General features: G+C 46.5%; 30 protein-coding genes. 6 read left to right on the forward strand and 24 right to left on the reverse strand.

All coding sequences use genetic code 11. From position 1 onward, the window contains the following. From A596_RS10645 to A596_RS10655, 3 genes are all read right to left on the reverse strand, one after another. Window positions 1-527: hypothetical protein (locus tag A596_RS10645; protein ID WP_200882908.1), on the reverse strand; the 527-nt coding region annotated here is incomplete at its 3' end. 41 nt (window positions 528-568) lie between these two features. Continuing rightward, entirely contained in the window at window positions 569-1,123 is a 555-nt protein-coding gene (locus tag A596_RS10650) for a CdiA family toxin C-terminal domain-containing protein (protein ID WP_152600156.1), read from the reverse strand. Window positions 1,124-1,160: 37 nt separating this feature from the next. After that, a complete protein-coding gene (locus tag A596_RS10655) occupies window positions 1,161-1,421 on the reverse strand; it encodes a hypothetical protein (RefSeq protein ID WP_152600157.1) in 261 nt (86 codons plus the stop codon). 659 nt (window positions 1,422-2,080) lie between these two features. Here A596_RS10655 and A596_RS10660 point away from each other — a divergent pair. Both A596_RS10660 and A596_RS10665 read left to right on the forward strand, forming a co-directional pair. Then, window positions 2,081-2,398, forward strand: a complete 318-nt coding sequence (locus A596_RS10660) for a hypothetical protein (RefSeq protein WP_152600158.1) — start codon at window positions 2,081-2,083, stop codon at window positions 2,396-2,398. A gap of 310 nt (window positions 2,399-2,708) precedes the next feature. Then, the gene (locus A596_RS10665; protein WP_039914686.1) at window positions 2,709-3,569 is read left to right on the forward strand and encodes a chitinase N-terminal domain-containing protein; all 861 of its coding nucleotides are present in this window, start codon (window positions 2,709-2,711) and stop codon (window positions 3,567-3,569) included. Between the two features lie 25 nt (window positions 3,570-3,594). On the opposite strand, the gene A596_RS10670 is transcribed toward A596_RS10665, so the two are convergent. Together A596_RS10670 and A596_RS10675 are read right to left on the reverse strand one after the other, a co-directional pair. Next, the gene (locus A596_RS10670; protein ID WP_052417423.1) at window positions 3,595-3,939 is read right to left on the reverse strand and encodes a hypothetical protein; all 345 of its coding nucleotides are present in this window, start codon (window positions 3,937-3,939) and stop codon (window positions 3,595-3,597) included. A gap of 18 nt (window positions 3,940-3,957) precedes the next feature. Then, window positions 3,958-5,043 (reverse strand): hypothetical protein, encoded by a 1,086-nt coding sequence (locus A596_RS10675; RefSeq protein ID WP_152600159.1) that lies wholly within the window; start codon window positions 5,041-5,043, stop codon window positions 3,958-3,960. 555 nt (window positions 5,044-5,598) lie between these two features. Here A596_RS10675 and lafA point away from each other — a divergent pair. Then, window positions 5,599-6,486: a lateral flagellin LafA gene (gene lafA, locus A596_RS10685; RefSeq protein WP_039914690.1), complete on the forward strand. Its 888-nt coding sequence runs from the start codon at window positions 5,599-5,601 to the stop codon at window positions 6,484-6,486. A gap of 489 nt (window positions 6,487-6,975) precedes the next feature. Beyond that, window positions 6,976-7,719 (forward strand): winged helix-turn-helix domain-containing protein, encoded by a 744-nt coding sequence (locus tag A596_RS22675; RefSeq protein WP_412130248.1) that lies wholly within the window; start codon window positions 6,976-6,978, stop codon window positions 7,717-7,719. Window positions 7,720-7,875: 156 nt separating this feature from the next. Here A596_RS22675 and A596_RS10695 read toward each other — a convergent pair whose 3' ends face one another. The 9 genes from A596_RS10695 to A596_RS10740 form a co-directional block, all read right to left on the reverse strand. Continuing rightward, window positions 7,876-8,787: a flagellar motor protein MotB gene (locus A596_RS10695; protein WP_084128240.1), complete on the reverse strand. Its 912-nt coding sequence runs from the start codon at window positions 8,785-8,787 to the stop codon at window positions 7,876-7,878. A gap of 69 nt (window positions 8,788-8,856) precedes the next feature. After that, complete coding sequence (motA, locus tag A596_RS10700) at window positions 8,857-9,729, reverse strand: flagellar motor stator protein MotA (RefSeq protein ID WP_039914692.1); 873 nt, start codon at window positions 9,727-9,729, stop codon at window positions 8,857-8,859. Between the two features lie 45 nt (window positions 9,730-9,774). Next, window positions 9,775-10,533, reverse strand: a complete 759-nt coding sequence (locus tag A596_RS10705) for a FliA/WhiG family RNA polymerase sigma factor (RefSeq protein WP_152600160.1) — start codon at window positions 10,531-10,533, stop codon at window positions 9,775-9,777. 9 nt (window positions 10,534-10,542) lie between these two features. Beyond that, window positions 10,543-11,040, reverse strand: coding sequence for a flagellar basal body-associated FliL family protein (locus A596_RS10710; protein ID WP_235425686.1), 498 nt, complete (start codon window positions 11,038-11,040; stop codon window positions 10,543-10,545). Between the two features lie 80 nt (window positions 11,041-11,120). Beyond that, window positions 11,121-12,422 (reverse strand): flagellar hook-length control protein FliK, encoded by a 1,302-nt coding sequence (locus A596_RS22095; protein ID WP_052417424.1) that lies wholly within the window; start codon window positions 12,420-12,422, stop codon window positions 11,121-11,123. Then, on the reverse strand, window positions 12,422-12,751 hold the full coding sequence (locus tag A596_RS10720) for a hypothetical protein (RefSeq protein WP_039914694.1): 330 nt from the start codon (window positions 12,749-12,751) through the stop codon (window positions 12,422-12,424). Before A596_RS10720 ends, A596_RS22095 begins: the two co-directional genes overlap by 1 nt. Continuing rightward, complete coding sequence (gene fliS / locus A596_RS10725) at window positions 12,735-13,136, reverse strand: flagellar export chaperone FliS (RefSeq protein WP_039914695.1); 402 nt, start codon at window positions 13,134-13,136, stop codon at window positions 12,735-12,737. The genes A596_RS10720 and fliS overlap by 17 nt, the downstream gene beginning before the upstream one ends. A gap of 28 nt (window positions 13,137-13,164) precedes the next feature. After that, window positions 13,165-14,490 carry a flagellar filament capping protein FliD gene (gene fliD, locus A596_RS10730; protein ID WP_039914696.1) on the reverse strand — a complete coding sequence of 442 codons (1,326 nt, stop codon included), beginning with the start codon at window positions 14,488-14,490 and terminating at the stop codon, window positions 13,165-13,167. 481 nt (window positions 14,491-14,971) lie between these two features. Then, on the reverse strand, window positions 14,972-15,229 hold the full coding sequence (locus tag A596_RS10740) for a DUF2798 domain-containing protein (RefSeq protein ID WP_039914699.1): 258 nt from the start codon (window positions 15,227-15,229) through the stop codon (window positions 14,972-14,974). 159 nt (window positions 15,230-15,388) lie between these two features. Between A596_RS10740 and A596_RS10745 the strand changes: the two genes are divergently transcribed. Next, window positions 15,389-16,315 carry a LysR family transcriptional regulator gene (locus A596_RS10745; RefSeq protein ID WP_039914701.1) on the forward strand — a complete coding sequence of 309 codons (927 nt, stop codon included), beginning with the start codon at window positions 15,389-15,391 and terminating at the stop codon, window positions 16,313-16,315. 48 nt (window positions 16,316-16,363) lie between these two features. Here the strand turns inward: A596_RS10745 and A596_RS10750 are convergent, their stop codons facing one another. From A596_RS10750 to A596_RS10775, 6 genes are all read right to left on the reverse strand, one after another. Then, window positions 16,364-16,966 carry a YdeI/OmpD-associated family protein gene (locus A596_RS10750; RefSeq protein ID WP_039914703.1) on the reverse strand — a complete coding sequence of 201 codons (603 nt, stop codon included), beginning with the start codon at window positions 16,964-16,966 and terminating at the stop codon, window positions 16,364-16,366. A gap of 21 nt (window positions 16,967-16,987) precedes the next feature. Continuing rightward, a complete protein-coding gene (locus tag A596_RS10755) occupies window positions 16,988-17,362 on the reverse strand; it encodes an iron chaperone (protein WP_052417425.1) in 375 nt (124 codons plus the stop codon). Window positions 17,363-17,414: 52 nt separating this feature from the next. Continuing rightward, window positions 17,415-17,870 carry a tetratricopeptide repeat protein gene (locus A596_RS10760; RefSeq protein ID WP_052417426.1) on the reverse strand — a complete coding sequence of 152 codons (456 nt, stop codon included), beginning with the start codon at window positions 17,868-17,870 and terminating at the stop codon, window positions 17,415-17,417. A gap of 84 nt (window positions 17,871-17,954) precedes the next feature. Next, complete coding sequence (locus tag A596_RS10765; RefSeq protein ID WP_039914704.1) at window positions 17,955-18,419, reverse strand: OsmC family protein; 465 nt, start codon at window positions 18,417-18,419, stop codon at window positions 17,955-17,957. 94 nt (window positions 18,420-18,513) lie between these two features. After that, window positions 18,514-18,828 carry a GNAT family N-acetyltransferase gene (locus tag A596_RS23880; RefSeq protein WP_052417427.1) on the reverse strand — a complete coding sequence of 105 codons (315 nt, stop codon included), beginning with the start codon at window positions 18,826-18,828 and terminating at the stop codon, window positions 18,514-18,516. A gap of 60 nt (window positions 18,829-18,888) precedes the next feature. Further along, window positions 18,889-19,293, reverse strand: a complete 405-nt coding sequence (locus tag A596_RS10775; RefSeq protein ID WP_039914705.1) for a VOC family protein — start codon at window positions 19,291-19,293, stop codon at window positions 18,889-18,891. Between the two features lie 227 nt (window positions 19,294-19,520). On the opposite strand from A596_RS10775, the gene A596_RS23135 reads away from it, so the two are divergent. After that, window positions 19,521-19,685 carry a hypothetical protein gene (locus A596_RS23135; RefSeq protein WP_160280127.1) on the forward strand — a complete coding sequence of 55 codons (165 nt, stop codon included), beginning with the start codon at window positions 19,521-19,523 and terminating at the stop codon, window positions 19,683-19,685. Between the two features lie 186 nt (window positions 19,686-19,871). On the opposite strand, the gene flgN is transcribed toward A596_RS23135, so the two are convergent. The 4 genes from flgN to A596_RS10795 all read right to left on the reverse strand — a co-directional run. Beyond that, window positions 19,872-20,315 carry a flagellar export chaperone FlgN gene (flgN, locus tag A596_RS10780; RefSeq protein ID WP_039914707.1) on the reverse strand — a complete coding sequence of 148 codons (444 nt, stop codon included), beginning with the start codon at window positions 20,313-20,315 and terminating at the stop codon, window positions 19,872-19,874. Beyond that, window positions 20,312-20,590 (reverse strand): flagellar biosynthesis anti-sigma factor FlgM, encoded by a 279-nt coding sequence (flgM, locus tag A596_RS10785; RefSeq protein WP_039914708.1) that lies wholly within the window; start codon window positions 20,588-20,590, stop codon window positions 20,312-20,314. The genes flgN and flgM overlap by 4 nt, the downstream gene beginning before the upstream one ends. A 142-nt stretch (window positions 20,591-20,732) precedes the next feature. Continuing rightward, entirely contained in the window at window positions 20,733-21,155 is a 423-nt protein-coding gene (locus A596_RS10790; protein ID WP_039914709.1) for a flagellar FliJ family protein, read from the reverse strand. A 13-nt stretch (window positions 21,156-21,168) separates the two neighbouring features. Next, window positions 21,169-22,249, reverse strand: a 1,081-nt coding sequence (locus A596_RS10795; protein WP_235425687.1) for a FliI/YscN family ATPase, incomplete at its 5' end; no start/stop codon positions are given.

Consider the following 22,249-nt stretch of genomic DNA (forward strand, 5'->3'; position numbering starts at 1 on the left):
GTAGTATCAACCAAACCAAATGACCATTCCAACTCACCGGATATCTTTTTACGGATAAGCGCTAATCTTTCTTCCGGATCAAAGTATTGCCTGAAAACAGAGTATAAAAAATCCTTTGCACCGGGGTATTCCTCATCAAGGTGAACCACATACCATGCGGCCCACCCTTGGGTTTCTTCCTGAGAATAAGTTACTAGAGGATATTTACATCCCTCTGAATAACGTTTCCATATGCTGTCAAAATCTTCGTCATTAAAACCGAGGCAAACAACATACTTTTCGAATTTTTTAAACTCTTTTACGTAGTGGGTAATAACATCTTCCCAATACCATTCCCCAATTAGTTTTACACATGCATGAGTATTTCCAACACTATACCCCGGATCCAAATTTGTATCTTCGAAAATTTTATTGATATTCCTGGCCCCCTCCTCAAATAACGTAGAGGAATAGTGCTGACTTGCGTATAGGTAAAAATAATCCCAATATTTTATGACCGAAAAATGAGCATAATTGATATCGGTCACCAGCGTTTTCTTTAAAACGGATCGTAACGTCATAATAAAAATCACTTAATTAGATGAACATTCTCAACAACAGGAGTTCCATTATCCCACTTTATTCGCACACTAAAATTCAACCCGGTTTGAGAATCACGAAAGTCCATTTGATCATTTCTAACAAAATGCGGCCTATTCTCTGAGTAAGCAGCTTTACCAACTCTAGTTATCATTTGTAAATATTCAGTGTCAGATATAATTTTGGGGTCATATACAGCCTTAGGTTTATCAGCTTGTTTATATGAAATTACTCCATTCTCCACGATAATTTGGTTGGCATTTGGACCATCACCATGAATCTTTGGAAATTTGTATGTATATTCATAACCAACAACACGCCCCTGATTATCTTCAATCTCTCTTGCACCAATAATTTTTCCTGAAGGATCAACACCTGCATGTATTAGGTTATTAAGATCTGAAGAGAAAAGGCCGCAAGAATCGCTATAAATAATTTCATAAGAACTCCGATATATTTTTGTATTTAACGAGCCTATAAAAAAGCAAGTAGGTTGGGCAGCATCCATATCAATTGCGATTATATACCACTCAGATAAAGCCATTAATAAAAATGGCCCCACCATTTTTATTAATGGCTTGTCAAATGCGTCCTTTCGACTTCATATAGTCCAGCATTTCATTAAATGTTGGATTATTTTTTTTAGCATATTCAAAATCGCCTCGTATAAGTCGCACACGAATATCTTTAGCTGATAATCCCGGGTCCGAAGCACAAAAGGTCCACTCCTCATTTATATACTCTATTCGCCACCCATCAATAGCTCTATAAAAATCCTCACCACATTCGATAGTATTTCTTGGTGAAAATATTACACTTTTTCTAATAATTTCATCGGTCATATCAACCCCTCCAAGGTAAAGGTAATGTCCATTCTTCAACTTGCAACTGGATATTCTTATCAATTTTAAATACAGCTTCGACGGTACCTGATTTGGTTCTAGATCCTGGCACCCAATCAAGATTAGCGCCATATTGAGGTAATAGAGGAGATTCGTTACGTGTAGCAAGTCGTAAATCTTGGCACATTGCTGGCCTTAAATTTGTTGCGGTTCGCAAGCTCACCAGCAACCTGCGATAAATTGTCTCTCTAATTCTTTGGACTTCGTGAACGCACCTGCACAACCACATTCGGTAACGGCAATATACATACTCAAAAAAATAAAAACCAAGTAGAGACCATACCCACATTCAACGCCAGTATGAATTACAACCCATCACACGCCCCGCGTTGACAACCCTACCCTCATCCCCTAACCTGCCCGCGCTGCGGTAAATCCCGCAGCCGGGATTCTCACCCCCGTTCACAAAGCCGGCACAGGATGCGATGAGCATTCTGTGTCCTCGTACAGCTATGCCTTTTGTTATGGCGGCTGGGCGGGGCCACTTTCGGGTGGGCCGGTGTTGGTTTTGTGCCGGTGGTGAGAACCCTGTCCAGTCCGCCCCCATAAATCTCACCTTGTGGTGGTGGTTTAAACAAAACCTGTATGAGATTTCAATTATGGATAATGTTACTTCTCCCCCCGCTTCACCTGCCATCTGCGTTATTAAGCTCGATCAACACCAATACGCCTTTTATAAAAAACACCGCCTTGAAATTCATTCGCCTTCCGGCGAAGCAATCACTGTGCTTAGAAAAGTGCTGCCAGTCGTAACCGATGAAGATGCGATTTACCAACTGTATTGCGAGGCGCATGTGTTGGAAAAATTATTTGATGAAGTGAATGGGCGCGTGAAATTACCGCAGTGGGCGATGAATGGTATTGCGCGTGTGATTGACAGGATTGATGGACACCTTAGGAAACAAGCGTCGATGTAGAAAGACCAAAAAAGTAAGGCGGCAATTGCCGCCTTATTGGTATGCAAAAAAAGAGAAACGATAGGAGCTTACCTCTTTAAAGAAATTAACAGCAATTTATTTCGCCTAAACACACGTAATAATTGCATTGTTCTCATTTTGTTGAAGATGTTTTTAGAAAACTAACAAATCAGTAAACACCGTGCTAGGGTGATTTTTGAGGACTAACCAGCCTCAAGGAAAAAACATTAAAAATATCGGTGAAAAATGCAATACAAACTTTATTTGTATTTCACATTTTTTAATACAACAGCTTTATGAGGATAATAATATGCAATTAGTTAAATCCCGAACGCTTAGCCTATTAGGTAGCGCTTTATTTTTTGGTTGGGTTAATTTTGCAGCCGCAGGCTACCCTGGTATTACTGGCCCACAGTATGATTCTGATGGCAGCTTTCAATTGTCACCATCCTTGCCCGATAGCCCCTACTTCCTAAATGATATCTGGATGAAAAAAGGCAACGGTGATTGGCAGCCGCTTGTAGTAGGTTACCGTGATTATTCGGTTAACGTAGATCTCAGTGAGGTTGGAGACTATGAATTTAAAACCAGATGGCAAAACCCTGGCACTCAACCCGCCACCTATAGCGGGTTTAGCAATAGCATCGTGGTCATCGTTAGCGCTATAGCTGCACCGGATATTCCATCACTCAATGTTCCTGCCAGTGATAGTGATGGCAATTATGTTGTGTCCTGGAGCAAGGCACCTCGCGCTAACCAATATAAATTAGAGCTTGCTTTTAATGGAGGCCCCTGGACACTTGCGCAAGCAAATTTGACTTATAGCTATACTGCAACCAATCAGACAGCGGGTACTTATAGCTATCGGGTTAGCGCTTGCAATGCTACCGGTTGTACGGTTTCAAATCCCGGCAGCATAACGGTAACCACCACAAATGTACCAACTCCTGGTATGCCTTCACCTTCCAGAGTGCCAAACGTAACCGCGCTTACGTGGCCAGCCGTGGCCTACGCAAGTTATTACGAAACTGATATTTATCAAAATGGTTGGATACGTATTTCCTCAGGCCCAGGCACAAGCGCATGGTTCGGTGGCTACACGCCACAACAATTCCGTGTACGCGCATGTAATGTCAATGCAGTGTGCAGTGGATACGCTTATGCGTATTAATACCACCAAGATAGTGTAATCAAGATCAAGGCAACAAGGATGTTGCTATAGAGATAACGTCATCAATAAGCCCCAAGGCCTTCACAATATTTTCACCTTTTTGCTTTTTGTTTTTTACGTTAGTAATAGATATCTGCAAATTTTTATTGGCATTCTTTATTTTCGTCGTTACCTCTTGTGCATCTTCCAGCCAATCTTTCATCGCTTCAATAATTAGTTTATCAATTTGTTTGCGTAGCGCTTTATTCTTTGCCCCCAATAGGGAAGCATTGGTACTATCCTCCTGGAACCGTAAAATGAGTTCAAGGTTTTGGCAGCGCTGTAATGTTACCTGCATGGAATGGATGGCGTCTGTTTTTGGTATACTCATTTTTATTCTCCCGGATTGTTAATTGGTCAAGGCTTTAACGCTCGTTTTAACAGCATCGGCAGCTTGACGTAACAATTTCGCATCCGCCGCTTTTTTATCAGCAATATCTTTTAACGTTGATGCTTTTTCCTCTAGCTCCTTAGCTTTTTTTTCCTTCGCAGCATCGTCTGGATTGGCATTAGCATCAAGCCTTGCCACTACTGCATCTGCTTGCGCACTTGATGCATCCAGATTTGCAAGTTTAGATTCAACCTCCAGAGCAACCGCTTGAGCTTCAACGTTTTTGGCATCCGCATCCAGCAGAGAATTTGTATTCGCTTTTTTGGCATTCTCCGCCACAGACTTTAATTGGTTCCCGCGATTGACCAATTCGATAATGCTGGATAACGACTGATCCGGATTTTTAGCAGCACTTTTCAGCTCGTTATGCGCCGCCGGGAATTTACTGACGGCATCATTCAAGGCCTTTAGCGCTTGTATCTGTGAAAAATGATCGCGGTTTAATTTGATCAAGGCGTCGATTGAAGTTGAACTTTTGTTTTGATCAAGCATTTGCTCAGCATATTCGGCAGATAGATTTAAATATTCCTGGTTACTCGCATGAGCAATAATCTTGATTGCTTGTTGTACTTTATTTGTGTACTGAACAACCGTAGATTGATTCTGTTCAACAGCACCTATAAGAACGTCTTTCTGTTTGTTTTTTAGATAATTATTAAATGCTGCTGCCGCTACCGTGGATATAAGCCCTACATTTTCCGCGCTGTTGGTGCCCGCATTTTTATCGACGACCCTGAGGGCTTCAAAAGCATTTGCATTCAATTCTGTTGCGAATTTTTCAAATTCTTCTTTGCTTTGTATTTCGTCATCAGCAAAATCGCGTAACAAGACAGAATATTTATGCAAAGCATCAGTCATTTCGCGCAGCCCTACTTTGAATTGATCAAAAACCATGTAGTCAGGGACAGATTCAAAATCAAAAGGGCTATCAATACTCAATTCAAGCCGGGCTGATGAATACACATCGCTGGACTCCCTTGCTTTGAGTTCATCCTGCAATTCTTTTTTATAGCGCGCTACGGTTTGGGGAATGAGTACTTCCATTGCTTTGTCAGTTCCATCCCTCAAGGTTTCGGCGGATTCTGCAAACCGGGTAAAGGGTTCCTGTTTTACCGGTGTTGCACAACCGGAAATAAGGCCAATTACTATCAGCAATGAAAGCAAAAAATAATTCCCGCACCGACTATTCAACGCCGTCACAGAGCAAGAAAAATGATTGTTATCCATTTTATGAATCCTATTTTTTAGTGAATTGTGCACAGTTAAAAGCGTTAGGGTATTTGGCTACATCCTCATACAAAACCAATTCCAACGCGCCCCCCAAATGGGAGGGAATTTGCACGACAACATTGGATCATCAAAGCGCCATGTAAAGAAGATTGGACTTACTCTGAAGGCAATAACTGGATGGATTTCACCTTTACTATTGCCGGGCGGACATCGCGGGCTGCATTTTTTCCCTCCGCTTTTAAAATTTTCAAAATCCCATTTAAGTCCTGGGCCCAACCCGTCGCCTTTAGATTTCAGCAGGCAAACAAAGCCAGCTTCAAACCGGGTTTTAACTGAACATTCACGTTTAAATAGCACAGGAATACTCCCATGGCTCTGTCAATCCATACCAACTTTTCTTCACTGGTTACCCAAACTAACCTGACCAAAACCAACAACGCGTTGTCTACCAACCAACAACGTTTGGGCACTGGTTTCCGCGTAAATTCTGCAGCAGATGACGCAGCAGGTTTGCAAATCGCAGTGCGTTTGAACTCCCAATCACGCGGTATGGAAGTAGCGATTCGCAACACAGGCGATTCAATCTCCCTGTTGCAAACTGCAGAAGGTGCGTTCAACGAAATGACCGACATCCTGCAACGTATGAAAGACCTCGCAACCCAGGGCGCGAACGGCACTAACAGTGCTGATGACCTTGATTCCCTGCAAGCAGAATACGACCAATTGGGCGAAGAATTGGCCAATATCATGGACAACACCAGCTTTGCCGGTGAAGCATTGTTCAGCAAAGACAACAGCGCCGGTAAGTTCGCCGCTGCGGTAGATTTCCAGATCGGTGCGACTTCTGCTGAAACCATGACATTGGACCTGACCGCTGCCGGTACCGATGCAATCCAAACGCTGACTGATGCACTTGATGGCATGTCCACTGTGTACACTGCGGGCTCTGCGGCAACTGCTGGTACTGAATTGACTGGCGCTGCTAACGCGACTATCGACCTGGTGAAAGATGCGTTGGATGCAGTGGGCACTTTGCGTTCACAATTCGGTGCAACCATCAATCGTTTGAACCATACTGCAAACAACCTGGCCAACATGAAAGACAACACTGACATGTCCAAAGGCCGTATCCTGGATGCAGATTTCGCACAAGAAAGCGCCAACATGAGCAAAAATTCCATGTTGATGCAATCAGGTATTTCCATGTTGAAACAAGCGGGTCAAATGCCAGGTATGGTGATGTCACTGCTCGGTTAATTCAGCTAGAGCCGCTCGCCCGCCTGACCACCCCCGGTTATCCAGGCAGGCGAGTTCCCAGGGATGGCCCGCTGCTTTTTTAAAGCGAGCTTCACAAAAGCAGATTTCGTTAAAAGCGCCCCACGAGGGCGTTTTTTATTTGGCGTCAAAATCAACTCATATGCATTTTTAATCTCACACGGCTAGCTTTTTATTTCTTTCTTAGCAAAAATTAACACGCCGGCTGAGTAGAAACCCCCTAATTCAGTGGTTTACGGCGGAAACGCAGCTATGATTGCCTTCATCAAGTTGCTGGCGCTATCACGTCGACTTAATTTACCTAAACAGGGTTGCCCATCTGAATGAAACAGGAATGACATGGGAATGATCGATATCGACAATACAACGGGCTCCCTCGGTGAGTCACGGGTAGCCAAATCGATGGAGAATCTGACCTGCCTGACAATCAGGACTGGCAACGCGAATTGCATCGCACGTTTTTACCCGGCGTTGTATCAACTCACGCTGGTCAAAAACGGAATCGAAGAAAAAATTGACCTGGGATTTTCCGGCAGCCGCCTGCTGGAACGTTTGGTGCGCAACCCCGGTGAAGTCGTAGACCGTGACGATCTAATGAGCCACGCCTGGTCCGGCCGGGTAGTTGGCCAGGGCAGCCTGAACCAGCAGATCTATACCCTGCGCCAGATTTTAGCCGACGAAAAAGAACGCGAAATTATCCAGACATTACCGCGCCGCGGTTATCTGTTAAACCCCAAGTTTGTGGATATTTCCATTGAGCAGACACCGGCGATTAATCCGCCGGATCAAATCCCGGTTGTAGTAGCGAATACTGCATCTACAGAATTGGCGGTTACACCGGTAAAACAACCGACGGGTTTCGATTGGCGCATGCCTGGATTGGTTGGCCTTTCCGCATTGATCGCGTTAGGCGGAGCCATTGCGTACAACCTGGCTGCTGAAACAGCGCAACCAATAGTCCCCGGTAAATTGCTCACCGTGATCTATGCGCCGCAACATCCGCAGGAATTATTGAGCCTGGTTCCGCTCGGGGAAAATATTGAGCGCCGTATCACGCCGCACGTGAAAACGTCGCTGCAAGTGGTGGTGGGATTGCATGAAAACAAACTGGATCTGGTTTGCTTGCGCGCAGATGGTAGCGCTCGCACGCTGCATATTGATGAGAATCGCTTGAATCAATTAACCGATAATGATTTAGCACCTTGCCTACTGTAATAAAAAATACACCTAATCCCTTCCATTTCTCCCCGGCTGCGCGTCCCATTCAAGGGTTGAGCACAAACCCCCTTAAACAAAGCACAGCGGGCGGAGATTAAAAGTGTTAACTGACAAGCAGCCAAGGCGAGATTTTTTTTGATTGGTTCTGCTAATTTACAACGGTTTCACCGCTGGTACCGATGGCAAAACCAATTCCGCTTTTTCTCCCGAGTAATCCACACGCGCTTGTTGTTCGCCAAATAATTCGCGATACAACCCTTCCGCTTTTACTGTTAACAATAAAATTTCAATGCGGCGATTTACACCGTCTTCCGGTAAATCAGGGCGCAATGGCATCACATCAGCTTGCGCAGCAACTTGTAACACTGATGTAGCAGCAAGGCCGGATTCCACCATCACATTGCGCGCACGCAACGCGCGGTCGCCAGAGAGGTTCCAGTTGTTGTAACCCTGGACAGTTTTATAAGGAACAGAATCGGTATGGCCGCTGATAATTAATTTGTTGCCTACTTTTGCGAGCACACCAGCAAGGCGCTGCAACAACGTCGCGAAGTGTGGATTCAATTGCACACTACCGCGTTCAAACATAAACCGCTGCTGATCATCTTTGATCAAAATGCGCAAACCTTGCGGTACTACTTGCACTTCCACATTGGCTTGCGCATCCAGTTCCAGCGCCATGGCTTGCATCAAATCGGCTAATTCCTTTAACTCGGCGGGACTGCTGTATTTCACCGGTTCCGCTTTGCTGGTTTCTTTGCCTTGCTCTTGTGGTTCAGTTTTATTGGGTTGCACCGGAACACCCGGCATTTCCAGCGGCGTTTTACTGTTGCCATCAAATACGCCGGCGCCCCCATCCACTAACGGATTGGTAATTTGTTCAGCAGCGGATGTTTGCTTCGGGTTTTGCGGAGTAATAACCCACAGCACCATAAACAATGCCATCATCGCCATGGTGAAATCGGCAAAGGCCACCTTCCAGGCACCGCTGTGAGATTCTTCGTGGCCGGATTTTTTTCGGCGCTTGACGATAACCTCAAAATCTTTGTCGTTGCGTCTTCTCATGGCACTCATACTGTTAGAAACATTTTTTATTGCATCTGTTAATGTTGCGTGCAATTTCCTTAATTTGATTTACGCTGCATCGCGCTGGTCTTCGTATTGGTTTACCCAGGTTTCCAATTGACGGAACGCCGGTTTTACATCCTGCTCGATTAATTTACGGCCAGCGTCAACCGCTAATAATGTCGGTTTGCCTGCAACATGTGCCACCAATGTAGTGCGCACACATTCCAATGCCGACAATTCTGTTTTTACCCGCTGGCCCATGGCATTGCTGAGGGGTTCCATTACGCAATAACACACAAAAATACCGAGGAAAGTTCCTACCAATGCCGCGGCGACATGCGCACCAATTTCAGCAACCGACCCATTGATGTTGCCCATGGTAATAACAATACCCATGATCGCTGCGAGAATACCGAAGCCCGGCATGGATTCACCAATTTTGTGTAGCGAGCGCGATGGTTGTAACAACGCATGCTCCATTGCTTCCAATTCTTGCTCCAGAAAACCTTCCAATTCGTGCGCACTGATTTTTCCCATCGCCATCAAACGGAAATTATCGGCGATAAATGCCATCAGGTTTGGTTCTTGTAAAATTAATGGGTAGCGGGTGAATAAATCGCTTTGTTCCGGATCTTCGATATGTGCATCCAGTGCCTTGAGCCCGCCCACATCCACCATCTCCAATAATTCATACATCAGCATTAATAATTGACGCTGGAATTCTTCGCCGCGACGCGTATAAACAAATACACCTTTAATTTGATGGCACATTTCCAACAATACTTCTTTGGGATTACCAACAACCAGACTTCCCAACCCTGCCCCTAAAATAATGATGATTTCAGCAGGCTGCCACAGCATAGCGAGTTCACCGTGTGCCATGGAGTAACCCCCCAACACACAGCCAACGATAATGATTGCACCTAATAATTTCTGCACGATATGCTCTCTGTAGTTGTCCCGTTTTTAAACTTCACGCACGATTTATTGCGCCTCACGCAAAAAGCGACTGGCTTTCTGGATCGCCTGCTTGCTCAACTGGCAAACACGCGCATCGGTTAACTCCAATACCAATGCGATTTCTTTCAAACTTAATTCCTGCTGGTAGTACAGCATCAAAACCAAACGTTCGCGTTCACTCAGCACAGACAACGCTTGCGCTAATAAACGCTCGGTGATTTCGCGCTCTTCCAAACCGGAGCCACCATCAGCAAACGTTTCCGGTCCGTTGAGTAATAATTCATCCAGGCTTTCAATCGCTTCACAGGCGTCCGCTTGTAAAAATGCCTGGTAATCTTTTTCACTCAAACCGGTAAATGTCATCACTTCCGCATCTTGCGGAACACGGCCAAGCTGCCGGCTCAGTTGGCGAATTGCATCGCGAATTTTGTGCGTTTGCTGGCGCACCTGGCGCGGGCGCCAATCCTGCCGACGCAATTCATCCAGAATAGCTCCGCGAATTCGCAGCTTTGCAAATCCGGCAAAATTTTCATCCGGCTCACCGTAACGGCGCAAACTTTCGAGCAACCCCATCAGGCCAATCTGCTCCATATCGTCGCGATCCATCACCTGGTTTGCTTGTAACGACAGTTGACGAACAATACGTTTAACCAGTGGCAAGTATTGAATTAATAATTGCTGTTCCTGTGCAAGTGTTTGTGTTGTACCTGCATTGGCGGGATAGTCGTAATCAATAGCGCCGGCAGTATTCACGACAGAAGTTGCGATGGCAGAGGCGTTCATGGCGATAACCTATTGCACAACCAATTTGCTAACCAACACATGGGCAAAGGGCTGGATTACCTGGCGACTGGCAAAATCCGCCTGCACGACTTTTTCCAGGCTGGTTTGCAATTCAGCAATCGGCATCGAACGCAATTGGTTGAACGCCATGGAAGACAAATGCGCGACGACCGAATTGCGCACCATCGGATCAATTTGTTGCAATTTTTTATTGTCAGTATCTATGTCGGCTTGCAACACCAAATCCAGCACAAAATAATGTTCGCGACCTTCGCCTTGTAAACTGACAATCACTTTTTCAATGGGAAAGAATTTGTATTCTTCTGCTTCACCGGGGTCTGCCGTTACCTCTGGCGCTGCAGCTTCACCACTCTCACCTGCCACATTTGCCACAACCGGTGCACTGGCAGATTGCGGGCGGGACAATACCTGAAAACTGATATAGGCCGAGCCCGCCGCGACTAACGTATTCACAACAAGCAATGCCAAAATGATCCGTTGCATCATGATTGAATTTTCCTCTTGCAGGATTTCCCCGGCACAGCGCGACCGGAATTCCAAAATTTAAATCAACGTAAAATTAAAATTTACACAGTGACCAACACATCGCTCACACGATTCGCCGGCTGATCGTTACTGCCAAATGTTTGTTCATTGGCGAGTATTAAACTGTCTGCTAACAAGCGTTGGCGTTCGCGCGATTGTTGTTGCCCACCCTGTCCATCAGCAGATGTTTGTACATTCACCTGGGTAAATTGCGGCCCTGCCAATTCCTGGCGCAAGCGATCACTGGTTTGCTGGATTAAACGCGCAACATCCGATTGGCTCGCCGTGATATGCACATTCAAACGGCCAGCTTCATGGCTGAGATAAATTTCCAAACTACCCAATTCCGGCGGGTCCAAACGAATCGTGGCGTTCTGGATACGCTGCTGGATTTGCACTTGCACGTTATCGCGCAATGCATGGAGTAGTTGCTCGCCCCATTTTGCTTCCGGCGCATGCAAACTTAATTGCGATTGGACGTTGCGCTGCACACTGTCATCGCCCGCAACATTTAATGCTGCGGGTGCAATCACTGGGTTATGGCTAATATCAGTTATTGCCGTAGCACTCGCTTGTTGCACAACAAGGGTGGTTGACGGAGTCATCGCCGCAGAAGTAGAAACGTTTAACGCTGTATTGTTATCCGTAGCGCGAGCATCGGTTGACGGTATTACATTAGCAGTTGCACTCGCCGCTACTGAATTAACCGTACTTTTTAGCGATGATTCCACTGCTTTATTCGAGTCCTTTTCTGTAACGTTAACAGTATTGATTTGGGCTTTGCTCAATACATTGTCTATTGATAGCGGTACATTTTTTTCACTTACGTTTTTTTCAATCGCAATCATTGAGGTCGCAGCTTGCGAACTGCCTGGTACTGTCATTTCAGCTGGTAATTGCGGCGCAGCAATTACATTGTCCGGTGTTGTTAATGTATCGCGGGCTTGTAGTTGCAGTTGTTGTTGGTCAAGCATCGCCAATAGCCATTCTTCAGCATTGGGTTCTTGCTGTTGCTGGCTTTGTTGTTGAGATATTTGTTGCGCTGTTGGTTGCAATTGTTCGCCCACCATTTCCGGCAGGGATTGCTCGCCACCCGACTGTTCTGCACTCGGCTGTTCTGCATCAAGTTGTTCTGCGCTAATTAACACTTCGCTCAATTGCCCGGAAAATAATTCATTCGCGAATCCGGAATTTGTTTCCAGCGTTTTTTTCTGCCCAATGGATGGACCATTCGCCGCTGCATTACCGGTTGCTGCCGCGTCTGCCAGCGCCGGAGATACAAGAACTGCAGTAGAATTACTTGCCGGGGAGCTGATGCCGGATTGGATTGGGGATGCCAACATTATTTCTCACCTTGCAATAAGCCAGTGCGTAAATACGCGGAACGTGCTTCTGAATAATCGACATGGGCCAATAATAATTGCCGTAACTTTTCGCAAGCTTCGGCATAAGCAGGCAATACCCGCGCATACAATTGCTGCAATTGTTGCTTCGCCTTTTCCAATTCCGGACTCAACACTTCTTCTGAAGCAGCAAGCTCTTGCAAACACTCGCGAATGCGCAAATCAATTCCGCCTACGCTGTCCCAATCCTGGGCCTTAAGCGCAGCGGCCATCTGTTCACCCAGGGTAATCAGCTTGAGCTGCTGGTAGCGATCAGGCGCGTTTGGCATTTACACCATCCCAGCCTTCGCGAATTACGCCGAGCAAATGCACTACTTCATCCAACCCTTCCAGCGATAAACTCACGCTGACATCGGATAAGCGATAAATGCAGTAGTCGTACAAACGCGATAACCCTTGCACGACTTCACCACCGTTGTCGTAATCCAGCGCGCTGTTAAGTCCGTTAATAATGTTCATACACTTTTCCAGCGAGCGGCCTTTTTCCTGGTAGCGTTTTGCTTCGATGTGACCGCGCGTGCGCGCCAGTTCATCAAGCAAGCCATCAAACAACACCAGCACTAATTCATAAGGCGATGCCGTGGCCGCTTTCGCTTCCAGATCAATGGAGCGATAACTGTCATAACTTTCATTGGCGAGATAAGGATTGTTCATCAGCGCAGTCCAATTTTTTTAAATATTGTTAAAACATACCAAAGGTTTGTTCCATGGCAGACATGGTTTGCATCATGTTGGTGTATTGCTTCAGGTAACGGGTGTAATAGCTGTCGTACTGTTTCTGGATACCATCAAACTGGTCTTCCACACGGCGCATCATGGTGTTCAAACTTTCCTTGCGCGCTTTCATCAAATTGTTCGGCCCGGTGGTGTACACAGCAGTGTTTTTATCCAGGCTGTCGAGCAAACCATCTTTCGCGTTAAACAATTTATCCAGGCCTTCCGGGTTTGCGGCGACGGCTTTTTCAAAACGCGCAGTGTCGATAGTTAATTTTCCATAACGGTCTGCGACAATGCCCATCTCCATTAAGGTGGTACCGCCAAATTCGGTACGCAATACTTTGTTCAGCATGCCTTCAATTGAACGGATACTTGCATCACCTGCGAGTACACCGCGCGATGCATTTTCACCGCCGCTTGCCGTTAGCGAATCAAATGTGCCGAGCAAATTATTAATTGCAGTAACAAAACTCTGCACTTTGTCTTTGGTGGCTTTATCATCGCGCGCAATAGTTACTGATAACGGTTGTTCACCCGTTGCGTGCGCCTTGGTAAAACTCATGCTCACACCATCGATAATGTTGTCGAAGGTATTGCTCGCGTTGGTTAACAACATTCCACTTTCACCGCCCAAACGCACGCGCGCATCTTTTGCAGCACTGAGTTCGCGCGGCGCACTGGTGGCAGTGTCAAACGCACCGGCAGCAACGCCGGTTGTCGATAAGGTAATCGCGTTTGCAGCACCGGTTTTTTCACTCGCCAACACCAGCGATACATTACCGTTGCTGCGCACCAGCGTTGCATTTACACCGGTGTTATCGCTCGCCGCATTGATTGCTGCGGCAAGTTCAGCGAGTGAATTACCGCCGCTGCTATTGGAGTCAATACTGCTTAAATCGATACTGAAACTTCCTGCGCCCTGGCCAATAACTAAATTGCCACTGGTGGGAATATCCGCATCCGTCAAACCTTCCAGCGCGACTTGATGCGCGCTGGCAAGCTGTTCTACAAAAAACTGGTAATTGCCGGCTACCGCAGTCGTCCCTACTTTGGCAGTAGCGAAACCTTCACTGCCAAAGGTTGCCGTGTTGGTGAGCACGCTTTTGTCCACACCCTTCAACCCTTTCACTGCTGTGCTAAAGGTTTTCAGTGCAGTTTCCAGCGATGTAACCGCCGTGAGTTGCGCCTTGTAGCTGGACTGGTTGCGATTCGCCTTGGTAACGGCGGCCTGGACCTCATAGTTAGCCAGTTGGGTCGCCATCTGCTTGACGTAATCAGAATCTATAGCCATTGCAATTCTCCTCCCGAAGGGTTTAGCAACATGAATGCCAATTCATAACTCATTGTTTTAAATGGATTTATTAAAAAATAACGGTGAAAAAAAACTTCCGCATACTGCACCGGAAAACCAGAGAGGAAAGTCCGTTTCCGCATTCAGGGAGCACAGCCGCCGTGCGGTTAATCAATGCAACACATTCCGTTGGATAGACGCAGCCTTCCTGTTAACAGGCGACGGAAATGACGGGATGATTAAATTGGAAACAGTGGCAGTGATGCCTGCCGGGAGTTAACAAATGAGAGAAAGGCACTACCAACGAGAGGCATAAATAGAAAGCAGGATAAATACAGAACAGGATTAAAAATTTCGCGCATCAGGATGGGCAATCCAATAATGTTCATAGAGCCACCTTTTTAACCACTGGATTAAAAAGGTGACTCTGGTTTTCAACGCGTGAAATCAGGCAAAACAACATTGCTATTAATCATTGGATTTAACTTCTAATCGTATGCTTCACCAGAAACATAACCACTGGCCGCACAACCAAAATACAAAAAAACGCTGCGGGCATGGCAATGCGATAAGCGTGCACCACCTGATTTAAATAGTGATCTGTAATTCCGCTATTCGCTGCCACAATAATTAGCGACATCAAAAACGCCATGATCATCGACATGTAAAACGCAAACACGATGGGCGTGTATTTCACGTGTAATTTCCTGCTGCTGGCTTTAATAGTGGCTTCTTGCATTTTAATTCCCCTGGACAATTTCGATACTTTTTACGGCAGTACGGCACCGCCGATAGATTGCACTCTACGGCGCTTCCCCCTGGCCCGGTAGATTAGTAGACGCTTTTGCTGTATTAAGCAAAACTTGGCAATCAAGTTGTTCATTCGGAAGCTAAAACAATGGATACATTGCGTGGTATCGAGAGTTTTGTGAAAGCGGTGGAAGGCGGGAGCATCGCGGCGGCGGCCCGCCGGCTAGGCATTAGCGCGGCGGCCACCAGCCAGAATATCGCCCGGCTTGAGTCCTACCTTGGTGTGCGTTTGCTGACCCGTACCACACGCAGCCTGGCGATGACCGATGCGGGGCGCGTTTACTACGACAAGGTCGCACTCCTTATCCAGGAGCTGGAGCTGGCGCGCGCGGCGGTGACGGATGCGCACCAGGAATTACAGGGGCGATTGTGCATCGCCTCCACGGCGGCATTCAGTCGCCATGTGTTAGCCCCGCTGATTCCCGCTTTTAACCAACGTTATCCGCGTATGGAACTGGAATTGACTTCCACCGATCGCCGGGTGGATCACATCCAGGAATCGGTTGATGTGAGTATTCGCATCAAACAACAATTGGATGAAGGCATGGTCGCGCGCAAAATTGCTACCGTACCCACGATTTTTTGCGCATCCCCCGCCTACATAGCACGCGCCGGGCGCCCTTCAGTCCCTGCCGATTTACGCGAGCACGATTGCCTGGTCTTTCGCCTCGCAGCCGACGGGAGATTTTTGCGCTGGGGATTTATCGAAAACGGTTTGCGTTTTGATGCAGATGTGCGTGCCGCCATTATCAGTGATGATATTGATGTGCTCGCACGCCTCGCGGTTGCAGGTGGTGGTGTTACGCGTTTAGCGGCATTTGTTGCCAATGAATATTTGCACCGCGGCGAATTAATCGAATTATTTTCAACGCGCGAATGCACTGGCTTTCGCACCGAAGTTGAACCGCTTGACCTCTACGCCTGCGTACGCGATCGCCACCATTTAACACCCAAGGTACGCGCGTTTATGGATTACCTCGCAGAAGCGCTGCCAGCCGAATGGCGGGTAGCATAAGAACCACAATCACGGTTAAACGCTGTTATTGAAATCGAACTGGTACAACTAATCATTTAATCCCAAACCATCGAAAATCATTGGAATACATTTTTCGATTCTGGCTGCACGGGTTTTGGATTGTTTGGCAGAGGAAAAATGAAGCAGGTATCCTCGTTGACGGCCCGGCGTTAATGTTTCGAAGGCATCTTTTAAACCGGGTGTTTCATCCAGTTGCTTTTGAAATTCTTCCGGAACCGCAAACTCTTCGGTCTTTTTAAATTCGACGCTCAAACCCGCTTTTTCCACTGCAATCGCTTCGCGGATATAAATTTTCAAAGTACTTTTCAATTTTTCAATTTGCCGGGCATTGGTAAAACGGATTTGTCGTGCAGCTTGTACATTTTCGGTCTGCTGGACCAAAATTTTTTTGGGGTCTTTCATTAGCGCACCCTTAAAAAACAACAGCGCGCAGTACTCTTTAAAACCATGCATCAATACGATGTTGGCATTACCCAGCGTATAGCAAGGCTGCCCCCACTTCAGATCTTCTGACAAATCACAATCGAGCGCGACCTCTCTTAATATTTCAAACTCTTCGCGCCAGCTTTTCGCTTTTCCTAAAAATGAATCGACCTTGGGATTTTTATTGGCCTTGGTGTCTTTACTCACAGTAGGCTCCTGAACGTATTGTTACCAAAAAGAATCATCTTTACGCTCGCTGACACTTTTCAGGCTACACTCTGCCATTCGGCGAATTAAATCTTCGGGTAATGGTTCTTTATAAGGAACCTGAAGCGTGTTTTGAGTAGTTTTATGTGCTTTTAATTCTGGACTAAACGCTTCCAATACGGCGGCAGGAGGCGCAAAACTCAAGTGCGCCTTGTGCGCAGAAAAAGCAAATACAAAGCGCGGCTCCACGAAAAAAGGCGTACCCCATTTAATGGCCTCTTCCGCTTCCGGCGCCACACTTTTTAGTAATTCATATAACTGATACAAATGCGCATGCCCTTCAACTGGAGCAGCCTTGATATATTCAACGATTGTAGTCGGGGGATTTTTTGCCATTTTATTTTCCCTGTGTTTTTATAAACGCAATACCTGTGCAATCCATCCAAGGCTACAGTTTTGCAAGTAAGCCCCTGGCCTCATCAATATCAGCTTCACACATATTCGCCGCGTTGATCGCAAAATTTAAATACTTCCAAACCTTTGCCTTTTCCTTGGTACTCACCATATAAAGCTTTGCCAGCTCAATAGCAGCGCTGCCATCACCAGCGCCAATGGCTTTTTCAAACCAAAATTTAGCACTGAGGATATCGCCCTTGATCCTATACGATATTCCAAGATTCAAATAGGCAATCACCTCTCCGGCTTCTGCAGCCTTTAGCTCCCACTCAATCGCCTTGTCGTAGTCGCAATTTACACCTTCACCTCGCGTGTACATTAATCCTAAACGCAACATTGAATGAGCACAGCCTGCTGTAGCATCTTCAAGATAAGCAGTAAAAGCATCAGCATAATTGCCACTCTCTAGAAGCGCATCGCCTTTTGTCAATAGAGATTCATTGCCCATCAGTTGATCTCGAAAAACGTTACTGTTAATTCGTGCCGTTAAATTACATCACCCGGATTTACAAAAGATCAGGATGAAATATTGTTACCTCGAAATAATCCGCACCGTACTTTTTACCGAATTAGCAATAAAGCATTCTTCATGTGCTTCATCATGCATTCGCACAATACCTTCCGGGGTTGGAGTTTTTTCACCTGAGAACACCACAAGTGGATTAAGAGTCACTTCGGAAACCCAGAGTTTTTTCCTTTCATTCATCGTCATAATACCAATAGCGTTATCATGATAGGAATCCACTACAAAGCCTTGTTTTACCGCAATAGATAAAAACCAAAGCATATGGCAACTTGATAATGACGAGACAAATGCCTCTTCCGGATCGATAGCGTTTTCCACAGAATAAGGTAAAGGCACGACAAATGGCGAGGAAGATCCTTGAACTTCAATACCCCCGTCAAATTTCAATACATGCTTCCGGCTGTATTTATTATCAGAAAAAACCTGATCACCACGCTCCCAGATTACTTCAGCGGTATATTTATGGACCATTTCTTCCTCTAAAAATTTCGCTGTTTAAAAACTGCAAAACATAAACGCGGCATTATGGAACGGCACTGCAACCGTTTGTTGTGTGGGTTTAGCCTTATGCCAATTTAAACAAAAAGTGATGCGCGAGAATGTCAAAGCCGTTTTCAAGATAAAATTTATGCGCCTGATGGCGCACTACATTTGAGTCAAGGTGTACACAATTGCAATTTTCTTTACTTGCATGAGCAATGATACTTTTTATTAACGTTGCCCCGTGCCCCTTTGATCTTTGGTTTTCAGAAGTAATAAGGTCATAAACGTATAGCGCTTTTCCCTCAGCGGCTAAATTAATACAGATCCTGAAACCACCAACGGACACTACTTCGCCCTCTATTTCAAGATAGCAAAGAACATAACCTTCACTCTTCATTAATTTAATATAAATTACGTCTAGTGGGGAGGTCTAAAAACTGCAACGTGTTTGAGCGACTTATGAGCCACAACTAAATTTCCAAGGCACACCGAAACCATCTACAACAATTGCGTAACAAGGCGAAAAAAATGTTTTTTGAGGCGATAGGATTACTTCACCGTCAACAGAAAACTGCTCAAACAGGGATTTAACCGTATCTTCATTTTTCACACCTAACAATATATTAAAACCGCTCGGCTTTTGATATTGCTCCGGTCTAACGTCACCGCCAGCTATTTCAACACCTTCAATTGAGATGTTTGCATGAACAATTTTACCTTGCCATTCTTCGGAGACGCTTGCTGTGACAGGAGAATCTTTATATTGCAGCATTGTGCCAATAGTTCCATTTAAATGCTGTGCATAAAACTCAAAGGCTTCTTTGCATTGGCCATTAAAACTAATGTGAAATGAAAGGCTCATATATATTTTCCTTTGCAAATGTCGTCTTTACTCCAGAATTTTTCAAATTCCGGAAATATGGACGTCAATTGACTTATAAATATATTTATGTTCATAGAAACACTAACATTTTTATACCAAGCATACGCGTTATCTCCCTCAATCAAACTCCTTACGTATTTTTATCCAACCCGTTGAAAAGAATAATTGGCTGGCCTTTTTTGAAATGTTGTTCAGGGGAAGCGCGCATGCGTATTGTCCTTTCCAAAGCATGCGTGTTTTTTCTGCCTGCTTTGGCACCTAAGGGTGTTGAATATAGGAGCCTTTTGATGGAATGGGAAGCGGATATTGCACCCTGTAAAGGAGATATTTGTGCATCGACTTTTTACAGCAACAACATGCTGTATGTATAACCAGAAAAGCCTATAAATGGAATTATATGTGTGGCCCCCAAACCTGGACCTTTTTTAGCGAGGGCATTTTACGGGTGTGAGCAACCCATCAGATCGTTTAAAAATACCAGGGATCAACAGTTAAAAAATACCTGTAGCAACGCTTATATAATTCATAACGTTTTTTCTGAAAAACGAAAAAATAAATCAATAATAGCGCGGCGAATAAACCTGCTCAGCCTGTGCACTCCCCATAATCTGCCCAAGAATATCATTGTGCATCGCAAGCAGTTTGCCGTTGCGTTCGTTGAGGGATTTGGTTTGCTGGACCAGGTTTTCCAATTCTTTCCAGCGCTGGAGGTAGGTGTTGCGGTTGGGGAGCGGGCAGTGGATTAATAGTTTTTCCATTGCACCGGAGAGAGAGGGAGATAAGCCAAATGCGGTGAGGATTTTTGAGCGGCGTTCGGCGCGGGCGCGGATAAATTCCACGAGCACGGAGATTTGTTGGTTAAGCGATTCTATTTGCGCGCTGCTGCGCACGAGCAATTGTTCATACAAGGCTTGCATTAAATGTTGCAAGCCTACGTAGTCGGTGCAATCCAGTTCGATATCGCGCCCGGCCAGTTGTACCAGCTGCTCACTGCGCGTCATACGTCGGTGCCGCGATGGTAGGCAAGTATGCTGTGGGCGAGCACTTTGACATCGCTGCTTAATTCGCCGCGAGCCAGTGCTTGCTTGATGGCAGTTACCTGGTTCATATCGATGTCCGGCAATGCGCGCATCGCTTCCTGCAATTGTTCCAGGCGCGGCTCGGGTTTTGGGCCTGCCGCAGCCACTTTGGGTTGCCCAACCGTATCGGTTTTAGCGGTGGTGACAGATTCGGCGGGAGCACTGTACCCGGCGTTAATATTTCTGCTGATTTCCATAATGGAGTCCTGCAATCAAGTTGTTGCTGCGGCCATTTACACAAAAATGACCTTGTTATTGCCTATGGGCGACGGCTGTTGGCAATAACTTAAATCGCACTGCACATTTTTTCCGGAAACCGGTTTTTTCAGGAAACGGCTTTTAGCCTTGTGCGCGCCACCACGATTGGCTGGCCAGTCCATCCTGGATTTTCTGTTCTTGCTGATTCAGTAAATGTTGCCACTGGGTCATTTTTGCATCGATCACATGGGCGACAATTTTTTCGCTGCGCATCGCTTTCATCAGTTCTAACTGGATGCGCGCAAGATTTTCTTCCGCTACGGCCAGCTCTTTGCGCTGTAATTCGACCATCCTCAATAAGGTGCCTTTGTATTTTTGCTGGTTGTCGCGCTGCAACGGCGTCGTCATGGGCACGGTGAAACCACACAGGCGCGTGAGGCCGGTAATGTTGTTGCGATAGCGCTGGCACAGGTTTTGTTGGTAGGTCACGCGGCCGAGCATTTGCTGTACACGGGTTGCGCGCAAGGTGGCGAGGCGCGCGAGAGTATCGAGTTGTTCTTTCATGATGTACGCCGCCCTACCGAATAATGCTTCGCAAATCGACCAGGCATTGCTCCAGTTCCGCGCCCTGGCCGACGTCTTGTCGCAGGAATTTTTCGATAGCGGGAGCGAGCTGCACTGATTGATCAGTTTTTAGATCCATGCCCGGTGTATAACCGCCGAGGGGAATCAGTTCTTTGATTTTTTCGTAAGTGCTGTAGTACTCCTTCAACTGGCGCGCGGCCTGTTGATGGGATTTGTCCGTCACCTGCGTCATACAGCGGCTAACGGACGAGGCAATATCAATTGCGGGATAGTGGCCAACATCGGCGAGGCGGCGCGATAAAACGATATGGCCGTCGAGGATCGCGCGCGCGCAATCCACAATCGGATCTTGCTGGTCATCGCCTTCGGCGAGCACGGTATAGAGCGCACTTAAACTGCCGCGCTCGCTTTCGCCATTGCCCGCGCTTTCCACCAGTTCCGGCAACATGCCGAATACCGAAGGTGGATAACCTTTGGTCGCCGGGGGTTCCCCCAATGCCAGGGCAATTTCGCGTTGCGCCATGGCGTAGCGGGTTAATGAATCCACCAGCAACAAAACGTCTTTGCCCTGATCGCGAAAATAGGTGGCGATGCTGTGGCAAAGCTCGGTGGCCTTCATGCGCATCAGCGGTGATTCATTAGCCGGCGCAACGACGACGACCGCTTTGCGTAAACCTTCTTCGCCCAATGAATGCAGGATAAATTCCTGCACTTCGCGACCGCGTTCGCCAATCAAACCAACCACCACAACGTCGGCTTTGGTCTGGCGAGTGATCATGCCAAGCAAGACACTTTTGCCCACACCGCTGCCGGCAAACAAACCAACCCGCTGGCCTTTGCCGAGGGTGAGCATAGTGTTGATTGCGCGCACCCCCACATCCAGGGGCGCAGAAACAGGGCGGCGGCGCAGCGGGTTTACCTTTGGCAATTCCACGGGTAACGGATCGCGCCCGCCAAGCTTGCCCAGATCATCCAGCGGCTCCCCCAAACCATTGAGCACGCGGCCAAGCCAGGAATCATCAATTTGCAGGCTTGTGTCGTCATCGGCGGGGGACACGCGGGGACCCCCCCCC

It is taken from the genome of Cellvibrio mixtus subsp. mixtus J3-8 (assembly GCF_000766945.1).
GTDB classification, from domain to species: domain Bacteria; phylum Pseudomonadota; class Gammaproteobacteria; order Pseudomonadales; family Cellvibrionaceae; genus Cellvibrio; species Cellvibrio mixtus_A.

Excerpts from the sequence above, each read along its gene's own strand:
- lafA (WP_039914690.1), top strand. The coding sequence starts at position 5,599 with ATGGCTCTGTCAATCCATACCAACTTTTCTTCACTGGTTACCCAAACT.
- A596_RS22095 (WP_052417424.1), bottom strand. The coding sequence starts at position 12,422 with ATGTTGGCATCCCCAATCCAATCCGGCATCAGCTCCCCGGCAAGTAAT.
- A596_RS10695 (WP_084128240.1), bottom strand. The coding sequence starts at position 8,787 with ATGAGAAGACGCAACGACAAAGATTTTGAGGTTATCGTCAAGCGCCGA.
- A596_RS10670 (WP_052417423.1), bottom strand. The coding sequence starts at position 3,939 with ATGAGTATACCAAAAACAGACGCCATCCATTCCATGCAGGTAACATTA.
- A596_RS10790 (WP_039914709.1), bottom strand. The coding sequence starts at position 21,155 with ATGAAAGAACAACTCGATACTCTCGCGCGCCTCGCCACCTTGCGCGCA.
- fliS (WP_039914695.1), bottom strand. The coding sequence starts at position 13,136 with ATGAACAATCCTTATCTCGCCAATGAAAGTTATGACAGTTATCGCTCC.
- A596_RS10675 (WP_152600159.1), bottom strand. The coding sequence starts at position 5,043 with ATGGAAGTACTCATTCCCCAAACCGTAGCGCGCTATAAAAAAGAATTG.
- A596_RS10740 (WP_039914699.1), bottom strand. The coding sequence starts at position 15,229 with ATGCAAGAAGCCACTATTAAAGCCAGCAGCAGGAAATTACACGTGAAA.
- fliD (WP_039914696.1), bottom strand. The coding sequence starts at position 14,490 with ATGGCTATAGATTCTGATTACGTCAAGCAGATGGCGACCCAACTGGCT.
- A596_RS10755 (WP_052417425.1), bottom strand. The coding sequence starts at position 17,362 with ATGGCAAAAAATCCCCCGACTACAATCGTTGAATATATCAAGGCTGCT.
- A596_RS10650 (WP_152600156.1), bottom strand. The coding sequence starts at position 1,123 with ATGGCTTTATCTGAGTGGTATATAATCGCAATTGATATGGATGCTGCC.
- flgN (WP_039914707.1), bottom strand. The coding sequence starts at position 20,315 with ATGACGCGCAGTGAGCAGCTGGTACAACTGGCCGGGCGCGATATCGAA.
- A596_RS10665 (WP_039914686.1), top strand. The coding sequence starts at position 2,709 with ATGCAATTAGTTAAATCCCGAACGCTTAGCCTATTAGGTAGCGCTTTA.
- A596_RS10720 (WP_039914694.1), bottom strand. The coding sequence starts at position 12,751 with ATGCCAAACGCGCCTGATCGCTACCAGCAGCTCAAGCTGATTACCCTG.
- A596_RS23135 (WP_160280127.1), top strand. The coding sequence starts at position 19,521 with ATGCGTATTGTCCTTTCCAAAGCATGCGTGTTTTTTCTGCCTGCTTTG.
- flgM (WP_039914708.1), bottom strand. The coding sequence starts at position 20,590 with ATGGAAATCAGCAGAAATATTAACGCCGGGTACAGTGCTCCCGCCGAA.
- A596_RS10705 (WP_152600160.1), bottom strand. The coding sequence starts at position 10,533 with ATGAACGCCTCTGCCATCGCAACTTCTGTCGTGAATACTGCCGGCGCT.
- A596_RS10760 (WP_052417426.1), bottom strand. The coding sequence starts at position 17,870 with ATGGGCAATGAATCTCTATTGACAAAAGGCGATGCGCTTCTAGAGAGT.
- A596_RS10710 (WP_235425686.1), bottom strand. The coding sequence starts at position 11,040 with ATGATGCAACGGATCATTTTGGCATTGCTTGTTGTGAATACGTTAGTC.
- A596_RS10660 (WP_152600158.1), top strand. The coding sequence starts at position 2,081 with ATGGATAATGTTACTTCTCCCCCCGCTTCACCTGCCATCTGCGTTATT.
- A596_RS10745 (WP_039914701.1), top strand. The coding sequence starts at position 15,389 with ATGGATACATTGCGTGGTATCGAGAGTTTTGTGAAAGCGGTGGAAGGC.
- A596_RS10765 (WP_039914704.1), bottom strand. The coding sequence starts at position 18,419 with ATGGTCCATAAATATACCGCTGAAGTAATCTGGGAGCGTGGTGATCAG.
- A596_RS23880 (WP_052417427.1), bottom strand. The coding sequence starts at position 18,828 with ATGAAGAGTGAAGGTTATGTTCTTTGCTATCTTGAAATAGAGGGCGAA.
- A596_RS10775 (WP_039914705.1), bottom strand. The coding sequence starts at position 19,293 with ATGAGCCTTTCATTTCACATTAGTTTTAATGGCCAATGCAAAGAAGCC.
- A596_RS10655 (WP_152600157.1), bottom strand. The coding sequence starts at position 1,421 with ATGACCGATGAAATTATTAGAAAAAGTGTAATATTTTCACCAAGAAAT.